We start from the raw sequence: 14,081 nt of genomic DNA, 5'->3' as shown, positions 1-14,081 counted from the left end.
CCGGCGCCCGCCCCACGGTCAGCCGGAGCGCCCCTCAGGCCCCGGGGTCGGCAGCCGGTACCCCATCCCGCGCAGGGTCTCCACGCAGCCGCCGCCCAGCTTCCGGCGCAGCGCCCGGACGTAGACGTCCACGATGTTGGAGCCCGGGTCGAAGTCGTAGCCCCACACCTGGGAGAGGATCTGCTCCCGCGAGAGCACCTGCCCCGGGTGGCGCAGGAAGAGTTCGAGCAGGGTGAACTCCCGGGCCGTCAGGTCCACCCGTGCGCCGCCGGTATGCGCGCGCCGGGTCCGCAGGTCCAGGCTGAGGTCACCGCTGCGCAGCACGGTCGCCTCCGGGGCGCCGGCCGCCGTGCGGATGCGCAGCCGCACCCTGGCCAGCAGCTCCTCGAAGCGGAACGGCTTGGTCATCCAGTCGTCCGCGCCGCCCTCAAGGCCGGCCACGGTGTCCCGCACCGAGTCCCGCGCGGTCAGCACGATCACCGGCACCCCGACGCGCGCCTCCCGCATCTGCCGCAGCACCGAGAACCCGTCGAGACCCGGCAGCCCTATGTCGAGCAGCATCAGGTCGAACCCGCCGCTCAGCGCGTGGGCCAGCGCGGCGTCCCCGTCGGCGGCGACCGTGGTGGTGAACCCGTTGGCCCGCAGCCCCTTCTGGACGAAGGAGGCGATGCGCTCCTCGTCCTCGGCGATCAGCACCCGGTTCATGCGCTCTCCAGTGTCAGCGTGAAGGTGGCGCCCCCGCCGGGCGTCGGGCTCAGCCCGGCCCGCCCGCGGTGGCCCTCGGCGATGGCGCGCACGATGGACAGCCCGAGCCCCGCCCCGCCGCCCCGGCGGTCGGCGCCGCGCCAGAAGCGGTCGAAGACGAACGGCGCCTCGTCGTCGGCGACCCCGGGCCCGCTGTCGGCGACATACAGCTCCACCCGGTCGTCCCGCCACCGCGAGCCGACGCGCACCACGTCGCCCGGGCCGGTGTGGCGCACCGCGTTCTGCGCCAACTGCACCATCGCCTGGGTGACGCGCTGGGGGTCGAGCACCGCCTCGCCCTCGGCGACCTCGGCCAGCTCCCAGCGCCGCTCGCCCAACGCCCGCGCCTTGACGAAGACGTCGGCCGTCAGCTCGGCCAGCTCCACCGGCTCGGGGCGCGTGAAGTCCGGCTGCTCGGAGGTGGCCAGCGTCAGCAGATCCTCCACGATGCGGCTCATCCGGTCCAGTTCGTCACTGACCAGGCGCAGCGTCTCGCGCCGCTCGGCCGCCGCCTCGGGTCCCTCGTCCTGGCTCATCAGCTCCAGATGGCCGCGCACGATGGTGATCGGCGTGCGCAGCTCGTGCCCGGCGTCGTCGACGAACCGGCGCTGGGTGGCGAAGGCCCGCTCCAGCCGGTCCAGCATCGCGTTGAAGGTCTCGGCGAGCGCGGAGACGTCGTCCGAGCCGCGCACCGGGATGCGTCGGGCGAGGTCCTGCTCGGTCAGCTGGGCGGCGGTGTTGCGCACCAGCCGCACCGGCGCCAGGATCCCGCCCGCGACCCACCAGCCGACGACGCAGGTCATCAGCAGCGCGATCCCGGAGACCAGGACGAGGGTGCGCACCACGTTCCGCACCGAGTCCTCCGCGTTCGCCGGGTGGTAGGTGACGAGGAACGCGGCCGGCCGGTCGGAGCCGGCGTGGTCGATGTTCACCTTGGCCCAGCGGACGTCGCCCTGCGGCCGGCGCAGGGTGCCGGAGCGCGCCTCGTCGGCGATGATCCGCTCCACCGACGCCGGGTCCTCGTGCAGCGGCAGCCGCGCGCTGATCTCGCGCGGTTGCCGGATCAGGGTGTCGCGCTCCTCGCCCGGCACGAAGCCCAGCAACTCCTCGGCGGGCTCGGGGAACTGCCGCTCCAGGTAGTCGTTCAGCAGCGTCCTGGGGTCGGAGAACGGCTCACCGGTGCGGACGTCCCGCCCGTACTCCACGAAGTTGCCGAACTCGGCGGTCTCCTGGCCGAGGATCTGGTGGACCCGGTCGTTCATGTCGCCCCACAGCACCGAGCGGACGATGACCACGACGGTGACCAGCGACACCGCCATGAGCACCACCAGCCACAGCAGGATGCGGAACCTGGCCCCGATCCGGAACGGGCGCCGTGCCCGCTCCCCGGACCCCTCCTCAGTCGTCGTCCCCGTCGTCCTCGTCGTCCCCGTCGTCGTCCCAGCGGTCGTCGTCGTCCGGGGCGTCCTGCCCCGCACCGGGCGGTCGTTCGTCGTCATGGAGGGAGGTCTCGGTGGCTCGGGGACGGGGCGCGACATCCTCCCGTGGCGGCTCCGACGGGGGAGCCGACGCGGAGGGCGCCGGGTCCGACGGGTCCTGGAGCCGGACGTCGGGGGCGACGTCGGGCGACGGCGTGTCGTCGCCGAGCACGTGGCTCGCCCCCGCGATCGTCACGGGGATGAGGACGACGGCGGCGAGCACCGCCAGCCGGTGGGAGAAGGCCATGGCCTCAGCCTGCGGCCGGCGGGGTCACCCTGTCATGAACGGGAGATGAGAGATTCCTCATCCGGGGTGGTCACCGGGGCGCCGGCCGCCGCGCCGCCGCCCCGCGCGCGGGGCGCGGGCCCGGGGCCCAGCAGCCCGACCGCCAGCGCGACGGCCGCGAGCGCCGCCGCGCCGCCCAGCAGGAGGGGGAGGGAGATGGCCTCGACGGCCAGTCCGCCGAGGAACGCGCCCAGCGCGATGGCGGCGGTGAAGATCCCGACGTAGACGCCCGTGACCTGCTCCGTCCGCTCGGGCGCGGCCTGCGTCATCCAGATCTGACCGGCCACCGACACACCGCCGTAGGCCAGGCCCCACAGCGCGACGCCGGCCCCGGTGACGGCCGTCAGCGTGCCGAGGAGGGCCAGCAGACCGACGGAGGCGACGACGCCGGCGGTCAGCGTCAGCAGCGTGGCGCGCGCCCGCCGGGCGGCCCACGCCCCGGCCAGGAAGTTGCCGGCCAGCCCGAACACCCCGTAGACCAGCAGCATCAGGGCGATCGGGGTGGGGGACAGGCCGGTCACCTCCTCCAGCACCGGCCGCACATAGGTGTAGGCGGCGAAGTGCGCGGTGACCAGGAGGGCGATCAGCACCAGGCCGACGGCCACCGCCGGGGTGCGCCACAGCGGCGCGGGCGCCTCGCGCGGGTCCGCGCCGCCCGGCGCCGCAGGGCGCGGCAGCCCGGGGAGGACGAGCGGCAGCGCGGCCGCCAGCAGCAGCGCCGCGCCGGCGAGCGAGGCGAACGCGGCGCGCCAGCCGAGGGCGTTGCCCACCGCCGTGCCCAACGGCACCCCGACCACCGAGGCCGCCGCGACGCCGCCGACCGCGAGGGAGACGGCCAGCGCCGTGTCGCGCGCGGCGACCAGCCGGACGGCGACCGCCGAGGCCAGCCCCCACACCGCCCCCATCCCGAGCCCCAGCACGACGCGGGAGACCACCAGCGCGCCGAAGCCGTCGGCGACTGCGGTCAGCGCGTTGCCCACCGCGAGGACCACCATGGCGACGGCCAGCACCCGGCGCCGGTCCTGGCCGCCGAGCAGCCGTGGCACCGTCGGCGCGGTGACGGCGGTGACCAGTCCGGTGATCGTCAGGCTGAGGCCGGCCGCGCCGGTGCCGGTGCCCACCCCTTCGGCCATCGGCGTCAGCACACCGACCGGAAGCATCTCGGAGGTGACCACCACGAAGGTGCTCAACGACAACACGGCGACCGCGACCCACTGCCGGCGGGTGGTGCGCGTCGTGTCCTGGCCGGCGTTCCCCGCCGGCGTGTGCGAACCCATGACGTCCAGCCAAACAGCGCCCGTGACCGGGAACAACGCCGAAGTTCTCAACGGATCGATGAGCTAGGCTGATCGATGATCCGGCGGAAGGCGCGGCGATGAACCCGGTGCACGTCCAGCAGATCGAGTGCCTGCTCACGCTCGCCGACGAGTTGCACTTCGGGCGGACGGCGGAGCGCCTGGGGTGTTCCCAGAGCCGGGTCAGCCAGCTGGTCGCGGCCCTGGAACGACGGCTGGGCGTGCGGCTGGTGGACCGCACCAGCCGACGGGTGGCGCTCACGCGGTTCGGAGGCCAGTTCGTCGACGAGGTGCGTCCCGCCTACGAGACGCTCACGGCCGTGATCGCCGGCGCCCACGAGCGCGCCAGGCGGGCGGCGCTGCGCGAGCTGCGCGTGGGGTTCCACGGCAGCGTCTACGAGGAGGTCACCGAGGCGTTCCGGCGGCTGCGTGCCGAGCACGAGGTCGGCATCGCGCTCAGCGAGATCCCGCTCGGCTCCCCGTTCTCCGCCGTGCTCGGCGGGGAGTTGGACGCCGTGATCGTCGAACTGCCCATGCGCGAGCCCCGGTTGACGGTGGGCTACCGCTTTCCGCCGCAGGACAGGCTGCTGGCCGTCGCCTCCTGGCACCCGCTGGCGCGGGCGGACACGGCGCCCGTCGAGGCGCTGGCGGACCTGGACCTGCTCCACCCGACCGGGGACGCGCCCGACTACTGGCGCGCCGCCCGGGTGCCGAGCGCCACCCCGGCCGGCGCCCCGATCCGCTCGACGACGGGCATCAGCACCGTGCAGGAGGGCCTGGCCCTGGTGGCCGCCGGCGAGCACGCCCTGCTCGTCTGCCGGCCGCTCGCCGACCGCGCCACCCGGGGCGACGTCCGCTACCTGCCCGTCGCGGGGCTGGGCGAGGCGTCCCAACTCGGCCTGGTCTGGCGCACCGACCGGGCCGTCCCCGCGCTGCGCGCGCTGGCCGCGCTGCTGGACGAGGAGTTCGCCGGCGCCCCCGCCCCCGCGCGCGCCTCCGGATGAGGGCGCGACCGGATGAGGGCGCGCCCGTCGCCGCGCGCGGGGCCGGTGCCGGCTACGCCTCCCCGTCGAGCGCGTCCAGGGCCAGCTCCAACGCCGTGAGATCCGGCGGCACCAGCGTCGTGGAGTCCACCAACTCGCGCAGCAGGTTGTGCATCAGCGTGGCGTCGCTGGCGTCGTCGTCGGCCTCGCGCAGCAGCTTTGCCTCCACCAGGCCGCTGCGGTCCAGCCGGCGGCGGACCGCGCTCACCCGCTCCTGCACCCGGCGCTCGGTCCACCCGTACTCCGGCTGGAGGGCCCGCAGCTGCTCCACCGCCCGGCGGTAGACCAACGGCCTCGGCTCCAGGTCGTAGCGCAGATACTCCTGCCCGAGCACGATCAGCGCCAGCCGCTCCGCGTCGGTCAGCGGCCAGCGGCGCGGGGGAACGGTCTCCGCCGAGTCCCGCGCGCGGGGCCCGGAGTCGCCGTGGTCGGTGACGTACAGCTCGACCAGGTGCTCGCGGTAGCCGAAGCCGCGCACGAAGACCGGGGTGTACCCGGGGGCCAGCGGCACCGGGTCGGTCGAGCTGTGGACCAACTGCCCGCGCGGCAGCCGCATCAGCCGCTGGCCGGTGTTCCGCAGCCACCAGCTCCGGTCGTGGTAGCTCACCTCGCCGTGGCGGCGGCTGACGCCGGTGTCCTCGCGACCCACGGTCAGCGCGTTCTCCGGGCCGAGGGCCCGCCCGAAGCTGATGGTGCGCCCGGCGTCGGGGGCGACCCGCAGGTTCCCCGTCAGACTCCTGGCGTGCAGGGTGCCGGGCACGACGGGGCCGGCGGGGGAGCCGGCCGTGCCCTGGCCCTGGCCGAGCCTGGCCAGGCTCGGCGGACGGTCGTGGCGCATCGCGGCGCCCCCTTCCTCACGTCTCGTCGCGTCGTGGGCACAGTCTCGCCCGGCCGCGCCGTGACCCCTCCCGGTCAGCCGGCCGGCGGCAGCCGCCTGCTCACCTGGGTGGCCAGCTCGGTGACCCCGCCGCACAACTCGTCCATCGCGCGCGGCCCCCGGACATACAGCCGCACCGTCTCCGCGTAGGTGTCGGCGTCCTGCCCGCCGTACTCGCGGTACGCGACGAACGCGGAGCAGGTCTCCGGCTCGTTGCCCGCCGCGATCAGCGTGTCGTAGCCGTTCAAGGCCCGCCACTCGCCGTCCGGGAGGGAGTCGGGCTGGTCGCGGTGGAAGGAGACCTTCGCCTCCATGCCGCTGTCGTCGTCGGCCCACTCGCACGACCACTCCATGAGCCCGACCTCGGGCTCGTCCCCGACCAGCTCGGGAACGGCCGCCAGCGCCTCCCGGTCCACCAGCCCGCAGGCGCTCTCCCACACCAGCGACTCCTCGGCGCGCGCCGCCGGCAGTCGCGGCACCGCGCCCTCGGCGAGCACGGCGGCCACGCCCCTGGCCGCTGTGTCCGCGATGTTGCACAGCATCGCCGCCCCGCCGGCCACCGGGTCGTCCTCCTCGGTGGCGCGCAGCAGCAGCACCCGCTCCTCCTCCTCGGCGCCCGGCGGCACCAGCGTCATCCGGCACTCGTCGGCCGCCGGCTCGCCCGGCACCACGGCCAGCCCGCCGATCTCGCGCGTGACCCGGCTCGCCTCGGGCGGCGCCCCGGGCCGCACCTGGAGGGAGACGTCGACCCGCGACTGGCCCTCGCCCCCGCCCTCCTCGTTGAGGATGACCTCGCACTGGTCGAAGTTGCCGAAGTCCGTGTCCACCCGGACGTCCCCGAGCTGGCTGAGCGCCGGCACGTCGACCAGCGCGCACAGGTCGGCGGTGCGCGGGTCGCCGATGACCCCCGCCTCGCCGGCGGTCGGGGCCGCCGGCTCCTCCGCGTCGTCCCCGCCGCCGTCGACCACCACCAGCAGCGCGGCGAGCAGGGCGGCGGCGCCGGCGGCGCCGACCGCCCACGGCCAGCGGCGACGCGGGGAGGGCGGCCCCTCGCCCGTCGTCGCGTCCGGGCCGGGACCCGCCGTCCGCGCCCCGGACGTCGACTCCTCGCCGGCGACCGCCGCCAGCAGCCGGCCCGCCTCGGCGGCGTCCGGCCTGGCGCCCGGGTCGCGGCGCAGCATCGCCTCCAACACCGGCGCCAACGGCCCGACGCGCTCGGTGTCCACCCGGACCACGCCCTGCTCGGCGCGCCACCGCCGCAGCGCCTCGTCGTCCTCCTCCGTGCGACCCTCGCCCGCGCGGCTCTCGCCGGTGCGGGCCGTGGTGGCGTCGTCCGGCGCGGCGTCGCCGCGCGGCGGGGCGCCGGTCACCAGCGCGTGCACCGTCGCCGCGAGGCTGAAGACGTCGGAGGCCGGCCGGGGGATGTGCCCCTTGGCCATCTCCGGCGCCGCGTAGTCGGGGGTGAAGCTGAACGGCCCGTTGACGGTCACGGTCGCCGTGTCCCGGAAGCGGTAGGCGGCGCCGAAGTCCAGCAGCTTCGCCGTACCCCGGTGATCGCGGCCCACGTTGGCCGGCTTCACGTCGCAGTGCACGATGCCGCCCTCGTGCAACGCCGCCAGGGCGTCCGCGAGTTGGGCGCCGACCCGGGCCGCCTCTTCGGGCGGCAGCAGCCGCCCGCGGTCGAGTCCGCCCCCCGGCATGTACTCCAGCACCAGCCAGTGGCTCGTTCCCGCCGGCGCGTCGGGCGACGCCTCCACGACGTTCAACAACGTCACCACGTGCGGGTGGCCGCGGAACTTCGCCAGGGCGCGCGGCTCCCCCAGCGACGCCTCGAAGGGGAGCGCCCCACCGGCTCCCGGCTGTCCGGGTTTGAGCGCGACATCCCCGCCGGCCCACCGGTCGTGGGCGCGCCACACATGGCCGCCGCGCCCCCTCCCGATGACCTCCCGCAGGACGTACTTGCCGGCTAACTCGTCTCCCGGACGCACCCTTCCCCCTCACCCCGCGCACCGGTGCGCACACCGCGCACGCACGGGAAGAACCTACTGCCGTGGCGTGCCGCCCGGGGCCACCTACCCGGCGGTCTTCACGACGCGGCCACAACCGGATCACCGCCGGGCCCGTGCCCCCTCCCGGACGCCGTTCCTAGTCTTCCCCCGGGACACCGCGCCCGCACCGCACCCGGACCAGAGGGAGAACCCCGTGAGGCCCTTCCGCCCCACCCGCCCCACCCGTCCCGCCGACGCCACCGGTCGCCGCCGCGGGCTGCCGCTGGCGCTCGCCGCCCTTACGGCGCTGGTCGCGGCGCCGGTCGCCGCCACCACCGTGTGGGCGGCCGACGGCGCCTCCCCGGCGGCGCGAGGGGTGGACGGCGACGCCGAACTCCCGTCCGACGTCCTGGACCTGGACGACTGGAAGGTGACGCTGCCGATCGGCGACGACGAGGACCCCACCGAGATCTTCCAGCCGGAGCTGGACGGCTTCTCCCACGACCCGTACTTCGAGGTCACCCCCTCGGGCGAGGCGGTGCGCTTCCGCGCCCCGGTCGACGGCGTCACCACGGGCGGCTCCAGCTACCCGCGCTCCGAGCTGCGGGAGATGGAGCCGGGCGGGGAGGACGAGACCGAGTGGTCCTCCACCTCGGGCACCCACATCATGACGGTCCGGGAGGCGTTCACCCATCTCCCCGAGGAACGGCCGTGGGTGGTCGGCGCGCAGATCCACGGCGGCGACGACGACGTGACGGTGGTGCGCCTGGAGGACGACGAGCTGTGGATCACCGAGGGCGACACCCGACACCACCACCTGCTCACGGACGAGTACGAGTTGGGCACCGTCTTCGAGATCACGTACGTGGTCTCCGACGGGGAGATCGAGGTCCACTACAACGGCGAGCTGGCCACGACCCTCGACCACTCCGACTCCACCAACTACTTCAAGGCGGGCGCCTACACGCAGGCCAACTGCCAGAACTCCTCGCCCTGCGACGAGGACAACTACGGCGAGGTCGAGATCCACGAGCTGACGGTCGAACACCGGTAGGGGGACGGGGGCGACACCCCTTCGAGGGTGTCTCGGGCGGGGTGTCGTCCCCGGCCCGGTGGGGGGCGCCCGCGCGGTTCCCCGCGCCCCTTCACCGGCCCACCGCGTTGAGCGCCTACGGACGCACGTGGTCGGGGCGGGTGGTCGACCTTCCGGTGCCCGGCAGGGCCAACGTGGCGAGCGCGCCGACCAGGCGGTCCACGTGTTCCCGGGGGGTGCCGGCGCCGAAGCTGGCGCGCAGCGCCCGCAGCGTGCCGCCGCAGTCCTGCGACCCGTCGTCCGCGTCGAGCAGCCGCCGCACCAGCGGCTGCGCGCAGAACATCCCGGACCGCACCCCGATCCCGTACCGCTCGGAGAGCACCGTCGCCAACTCCCCGCTCTCCCACCCCTCGACGGTGAACGAGACGACGGCCACCCGTTCCGCGTCCGCGCCGAACAGGGAGAGTTCGGTGACCCCCGGCAGCGCCGCGAGCCCCGCGCGCAGCCGGGTCAGCAGCTCCGTCTCCCGCGCCACGAGCGCCGGGTACCCGCCGCCGTCGGTCAGGGCGCGGCAGGCGGCGGCGACGGCCAGTGCCCCGATGACGTTGGGCGAGCCGGCCTCGTGGCGGGCCTCGCCCTCGGCCCAGCTCACCCGCAGCCCGCCGCTCCGGTCGCGTGCGACGACGCGGGTCGCCCCGCCGCCGGCCAGATAGGGCGCGGCGGCGTCCAGCCAGTCGGCGCGGCCGGCGAGGACACCGGCGCCGAACGGCGCGTACAGCTTGTGGCCGGAGAACGCCACCCAGTCCACGTCGAGTTCGGCGACGCTGACCGCCCGGTGCGGCACCAACTGCGCCGCGTCCAGCACGATCCGGGCGCCGTGCCGATGCGCGGCGGCGGCCAGCCGGCGCACCGGCCACAGCTCGCCGGTCACGTTGGAGGCGCCGGTGACGCACAGCAGCTTGGGCCCCTCGGGCGCCTCGGCGAGCGCCTCCTCAGCGGCGCGGACCGCGCCTTCGGGGTCGGCGGGCGCCGGAAGGTGGTGGACCGGGTGGCCGTGGTGTGCCCAGGGCAGCAGCGCCGCGTGGTGCTCCGTCTCGAAGACGAAGACCCGGGTGCCCGCGGGCAGCGCGGCGGCCAGCAGGTTCAGCGAGTCGGTGGTGGAACGGGTGAAGAGCAGCCGGTCGTCCGCCCGGCAGTCGAGGAAGGCGGCGACGGTGGCGCGGGAGCGTTCGAACAGCTCGGTGGAGAGCCGGGAGAGATGGCCCGTTCCCCGGTGCACGCTGCCGTAGTAGGGGGCGTAGGCGGCGACCTCCTCCCACACCCGGCGCAGTACGGGGGCGCTCGCGGCATAGTCGAGCGCCGCGTAGCCGATCTCGCCGCCGCCGGCCAGCGGGGCGGTCACCGCCTCGCTGAGCACGGCGTGCGGGTGGGCCGCGCTCCCGGGCGCGGAGCGGGTCGGCTGCGGGGGGACGGGCGTGACGGCAGGGCGGGACGCGGTGTGCGTGGGCATGACGATGTCTCCGGCGGGACGCGACGGGCAAGGGTCGCGACGGGGCGCGCCGCGACGGGAACGGGCGGAGGCGGAGCCGAAGGCTCCTACCGCATTCGCTGACGCACGAGAAACTCCCCTGGGCCGCACTTGCCATGGACCCTGCTGTCCACGGCCCGGTCATCACCCGGGGCACCCCGCCGCGACGGAGGGTTGCCGGACAGCGGGCCGGGGCCCATCGACGCTGTCACTCGTGACCTTGCCGCGCAGTCTGCCACAACGCCCCGAGGCGCGGAAGTCGCTGCCCGGCTGGTGGGACGCGGGCCCCGGACGCGCCGGGGCGCCGGGGCCCGCACCGGTCAGCGCGCGGGGCGGTAGGTGGCGATGATCACGCCGCTGCCGGTGGGGCGCGCCTCGACGAGGGTCAGCTTCCTCAGCGGGGCGTCGTCGGCGAAGAGCTTCCGGCGGCCCCCGCCGGCGATCACCGGGTGGATCAGCAGCACCAGCTCGTCCAGCAGGCCGGCCTCCAGCAGGGAGGCGACCAGGGACGGGCTGCCGGCGACCGAGATCCCGCCGCCCTCACCCTCCTTCAACGCGCCGACCGCCTCGGCCAGTCCGCCCTCCAGCAGGCGGCTGCCCGGCCACTCGTCGACGCTGGTGAGCGTCGTGGAGGCGACGTACTTGGGCGCGCCGTTGATCCAGTCGGCGAAGCCGGCGTCCTCGCCCTCGGTGACCGAGGGCCAGTACCCGGACCACTCGGTGAAGGTGGTGGCGCCCATCAGCACCGTGTCGTTCCCCTCCAGGGAACGGGTCACCGCCTCGCCCATCTCCTCGTCGAAGGCGAACTGCCACTGGTCGGGCGACTCGGCGACGCCGTCGAGGGAGACGAACAGGCAGGAGACGAGCTTGCGCACGGCGTGAGACCTCTCTTCTCTCCCCGGGCCGGGCCCGGGGTCACGTGTGGCCCCCACGGCCACGCGCCGGAGGTTATGCGGCGCCGGCGGCCCCGGTCTTGTACGGAAGCGACATCGCCTCCGCCGGGGTCCGCGCGCTGAGCTGGGTGGCGGTACGGCCCACGTACCGGGCCAACGACCTGGCCAGGTGCGGCTGGTCGAAGTAGCCGAGGCGGTGGACCACCTCCGCCGCCGGCACGCCGTCCTGGACCAGCAGCGCCGCGCGCCGGGCCCGCTCGATCCCGCGGATGGCCTCCCGGCTGAGCCCGGTGGCCGCCCGGAAGCGCCGCTGCGCGGTGCGCGCGGAGACCCCGGGATCGCCGCCGGCCAGCACCGAGGTGACGACCGGGTCGCGCGTCAGTACGTCCTCGCGGACCAGCCGCCGCACGAACGCCTCCGCGTTGTCGAAGGTCGGCAGGTGCCACGCCGAGCCCTTGAGAGAGAACGAGGAGCGCGTCGCGCTCGGCAGCTCGGCCGCCGCGTCGAGCAGCCGGCTCACCGCCAGGTGCGGCATCCACGCGCCCAGCGCGAAGGTGATCCCGAGGAACTCCGCGTCCTGGGGGACGGGGGCGGTGCTGGCGCGCGACTCGGGGCCCTGGAGGCCGACGTGGACCCGCCCCTCCCGCGCGTGGACCACCAGCTCCCAGTGCGGTGTGGCCACGGAGGTCATCCGGTCGACCCGCGTGCTGCGGCCGCGCCACACGTGCGCCACGAACGGCGAGTCCGACGCGCGGGTCTCCAGCACCAGCGCGGGCGCCTCGTCCGTGTCGGAGCCGGTCATCGGCGTGACCCGGGCGCGCTCAGAGCTCGAACTCGGCGGGGGAGAGGCCCAGGGCGACGCACGCCTCCCGGAGCACGGCCGCCTCGGCCGGCGCCACATAGCCGTCCGCCCCGGCGACCACGATGCCGATCTGCACCACGGCCCGCGCCTCCTGCGGCTTCTTCGCCGCCTTGGCCACGTCCGCCATCGCCGCCGAACGGCCGTCCGCGAACCGGGAGCCGAGCGCGTCCACGTGCTTGGTGAACTGGGCGCGCAGCTGGTCGGCCGGGAAGTTCTGGAGGACGTCGTTGGTCAGGATCAGGTGCTCCACCTGCTGCCGCTCCGCCGGGTCCACGCGGCCGTCGGCGGCGGCGACCAGCGCGCACAGCGCGACGCTGGCGTCCCGGAAGCCGCCCGACTTCAACTCGCCCTTGAGCGAGGTCAGCTGCGCCTTGAGCGCGCTCACCAGCTTGGCCTTCGAGCCGCCGCTCCCGCTCCCGCCGGGGGACGACGTCTTGCCCGCGCCGCTCTTGGACTGCTGGAGGTTCTTGGCCTGACTCATGGCCTGGTCCTTGATCTTGTCCCACATCGCCATCGGCGCACTCCCGACTCTCTCACTCGCCGCGTACCGGTGTGGTAACGCCTCGCGTTCCCGGAGAACGTCGTCCGTGCCGCGCGAGTTCCCGGAACGGCCGAAAAGGGAAGGGCGCGTTCCGCCCGCCGCGCGCCCCCGGCGTTCCGCGGGGATGCGTGGCGTCAACTCGCCATCAGAGAAGTCGGGTTGCGGCCATGTCGTGCTGGACTTCGACGGTGTGCCGCTGGTTAAGCTCGGCGCCGGGGAAGCGGAGCAACACGTTCGGGTGACATGGGGGCACGGTGGCGGCAGTGGACCAGCGCTTGAGGCTGCTCGCGTGCGCCTACGCGGTCTCGTCCTACGGCAACTATCTGAACCTGATCGCGCTCTCCCTCTTCTCCTACGAGGTCACCGGCACCGCCTTCGGCGTCGGCCTGCTGATGGCGCTGCGGCTGTGCGCCGGCTTCGCCGCCGGGCTGGCGGCCGGCGCGCTGACCGCGCGGATCGGCCGCCGCACCACCATGATCGGCGCCGACCTCGCCCAGGCCACGGCCATGGCCGCGCTGGCCATCGGCGGCGAGGCCACCCCGCTGGCGGCGGTCGCCTGCGCCGTGGTCGTGCTGGGCGCCGGCAACACCTGCTTCAACGTGGCGCTGCGCAGCGCGGTCCCCGTGATGGTCGGGCAGGAGGCCAGGGGGCGGGTCAACGGGATGCTGGTGACGGCCCGTTCGCTGGCCACCGTGCTCGGCTTCGCCTCGGCGGCCGCGGTGATCGGCTGGGGCGGCTACCCGTTGGCGTTCGCGCTCAACGCCGCCAGCTTCGCCGTCTCCGCCGTCGCCCTGGTCCTGCTGCGGCCCCGCACCGACCTGCCGCCCGGCGCCGAGGAGCAGCAGCCGCCGGAGGGGCGGGCGGGGGAGACCGGGCCGGTGCGCCGCCGCCGCGCGCTCGCCGGGCTGCCCGCGCTGCTGCTCGGGCTGGTGCTGCTGCGCGGCCTGGACGCGCTGGCCTCCTCCTCGCACAACGTGGCGCTGCCCGTCGTGGCCAACACCGACCACGCCGACGCGCCGGCGGTCTTCATGACCCAGTTCTGGGCCGCCTGGGCCGTCGGCACCGTCCTCGCCCACCTGGTGCTGCGCCGCCGCGCCGGGGAGGGCGCCTGGAGCACGCGGGCGTTCGCGCTGGGCACCTGCGCCATGTCGGTCGCGTTCCTCACCGCCTTCCTCGGGCTGCCCGCCCTCGGGCTGGTGCTGGCCGCCGCCTGCGCCGGCTTCGCCGACGGCTGGACCGAGATCGTCTACACCTCGCGCCTCCAGGCCGTGCCCGACCGGGAGCGCGGCCGGCTCTTCGGTCTCTCGGCCACCGCGGAGCAGTCCGGGTTCGCGCTGGGCACCGTCGTCGCCGCGGCGGCGCTCGAGGTGTGGCCGGCGGTGACCGTGGTCGGCCTCTTCCACGGCGCCGCGTTCTGCGGGGCGCTCGTGTTGCTGCTTCTCACCACCCGCCGGCGCGCCGCCGCCCCGCGGGAGCCCGCCACCACCCGCGTCTGACCGGCGCGCGACCACCG

The 14,081-nt window shown here is 75.3% G+C and carries 13 protein-coding genes and 1 riboswitch; of the genes, 3 read left to right on the top strand and 10 right to left on the bottom strand.

The features are described 5' to 3' along the window. Window positions 1-18 precede the first annotated feature (18 nt). From CRP51_RS10195 to CRP51_RS10180, 4 genes are all read right to left on the bottom strand, one after another. A complete protein-coding gene (locus tag CRP51_RS10195) occupies window positions 19-705 on the bottom strand; it encodes a response regulator transcription factor (protein ID WP_097230752.1) in 687 nt (228 codons plus the stop codon). Continuing rightward, on the bottom strand, window positions 702-2,063 hold the full coding sequence (locus tag CRP51_RS10190; RefSeq protein ID WP_342749029.1) for a sensor histidine kinase: 1,362 nt from the start codon (window positions 2,061-2,063) through the stop codon (window positions 702-704). Before CRP51_RS10190 ends, CRP51_RS10195 begins: the two co-directional genes overlap by 4 nt. 79 nt (window positions 2,064-2,142) lie before the next feature. Continuing rightward, entirely contained in the window at window positions 2,143-2,469 is a 327-nt protein-coding gene (locus CRP51_RS10185; protein WP_097230750.1) for a small secreted hydrophilic protein, read from the bottom strand. A gap of 32 nt (window positions 2,470-2,501) precedes the next feature. Beyond that, window positions 2,502-3,785, bottom strand: a complete 1,284-nt coding sequence (locus tag CRP51_RS10180; RefSeq protein ID WP_097230749.1) for an MFS transporter — start codon at window positions 3,783-3,785, stop codon at window positions 2,502-2,504. A gap of 98 nt (window positions 3,786-3,883) precedes the next feature. On the opposite strand from CRP51_RS10180, the gene CRP51_RS10175 reads away from it, so the two are divergent. Next, window positions 3,884-4,807, top strand: a complete 924-nt coding sequence (locus tag CRP51_RS10175; protein ID WP_097230748.1) for a LysR family transcriptional regulator — start codon at window positions 3,884-3,886, stop codon at window positions 4,805-4,807. Between the two features lie 52 nt (window positions 4,808-4,859). Here the strand turns inward: CRP51_RS10175 and CRP51_RS10170 are convergent, their stop codons facing one another. Together CRP51_RS10170 and CRP51_RS10165 are read right to left on the bottom strand one after the other, a co-directional pair. Further along, window positions 4,860-5,684: an FHA domain-containing protein gene (locus tag CRP51_RS10170; protein WP_245880490.1), complete on the bottom strand. Its 825-nt coding sequence runs from the start codon at window positions 5,682-5,684 to the stop codon at window positions 4,860-4,862. Between the two features lie 74 nt (window positions 5,685-5,758). After that, window positions 5,759-7,711 (bottom strand): serine/threonine-protein kinase, encoded by a 1,953-nt coding sequence (locus CRP51_RS10165; RefSeq protein ID WP_097230747.1) that lies wholly within the window; start codon window positions 7,709-7,711, stop codon window positions 5,759-5,761. Between the two features lie 214 nt (window positions 7,712-7,925). On the opposite strand from CRP51_RS10165, the gene CRP51_RS10160 reads away from it, so the two are divergent. Beyond that, a complete protein-coding gene (locus CRP51_RS10160; protein WP_245880489.1) occupies window positions 7,926-8,765 on the top strand; it encodes a polysaccharide lyase family 7 protein in 840 nt (279 codons plus the stop codon). A 115-nt stretch (window positions 8,766-8,880) separates the two neighbouring features. Here CRP51_RS10160 and CRP51_RS10155 read toward each other — a convergent pair whose 3' ends face one another. From CRP51_RS10155 to CRP51_RS10140, 4 genes are all read right to left on the bottom strand, one after another. Further along, a complete protein-coding gene (locus tag CRP51_RS10155; RefSeq protein ID WP_097230745.1) occupies window positions 8,881-10,254 on the bottom strand; it encodes an aminotransferase class V-fold PLP-dependent enzyme in 1,374 nt (457 codons plus the stop codon). Window positions 10,255-10,374: 120 nt separating this feature from the next. Beyond that, a riboswitch (SAM riboswitch) is annotated at window positions 10,375-10,492 on the bottom strand. Between the two features lie 100 nt (window positions 10,493-10,592). Beyond that, entirely contained in the window at window positions 10,593-11,147 is a 555-nt protein-coding gene (locus tag CRP51_RS10150) for a dihydrofolate reductase family protein (protein WP_097230744.1), read from the bottom strand. 73 nt (window positions 11,148-11,220) lie between these two features. Continuing rightward, on the bottom strand, window positions 11,221-11,967 hold the full coding sequence (locus CRP51_RS10145) for a helix-turn-helix domain-containing protein (protein WP_097230743.1): 747 nt from the start codon (window positions 11,965-11,967) through the stop codon (window positions 11,221-11,223). A gap of 19 nt (window positions 11,968-11,986) precedes the next feature. Continuing rightward, on the bottom strand, window positions 11,987-12,541 hold the full coding sequence (locus tag CRP51_RS10140; protein ID WP_097230742.1) for a tellurite resistance TerB family protein: 555 nt from the start codon (window positions 12,539-12,541) through the stop codon (window positions 11,987-11,989). 290 nt (window positions 12,542-12,831) lie between these two features. On the opposite strand from CRP51_RS10140, the gene CRP51_RS10135 reads away from it, so the two are divergent. Continuing rightward, a complete protein-coding gene (locus tag CRP51_RS10135) occupies window positions 12,832-14,064 on the top strand; it encodes an MFS transporter (protein WP_097230741.1) in 1,233 nt (410 codons plus the stop codon). Window positions 14,065-14,081 lie beyond the last annotated feature (17 nt).

Origin of the sequence: Streptomyces zhaozhouensis (assembly GCF_900230195.1) — a bacterium.
In the GTDB taxonomy this organism is placed as follows: domain Bacteria; phylum Actinomycetota; class Actinomycetes; order Streptomycetales; family Streptomycetaceae; genus Streptomyces; species Streptomyces zhaozhouensis.
The sequence above is the reverse complement of the archived record's forward strand: the minus strand, read 5'-3'. Positions and strand labels throughout refer to the sequence as shown.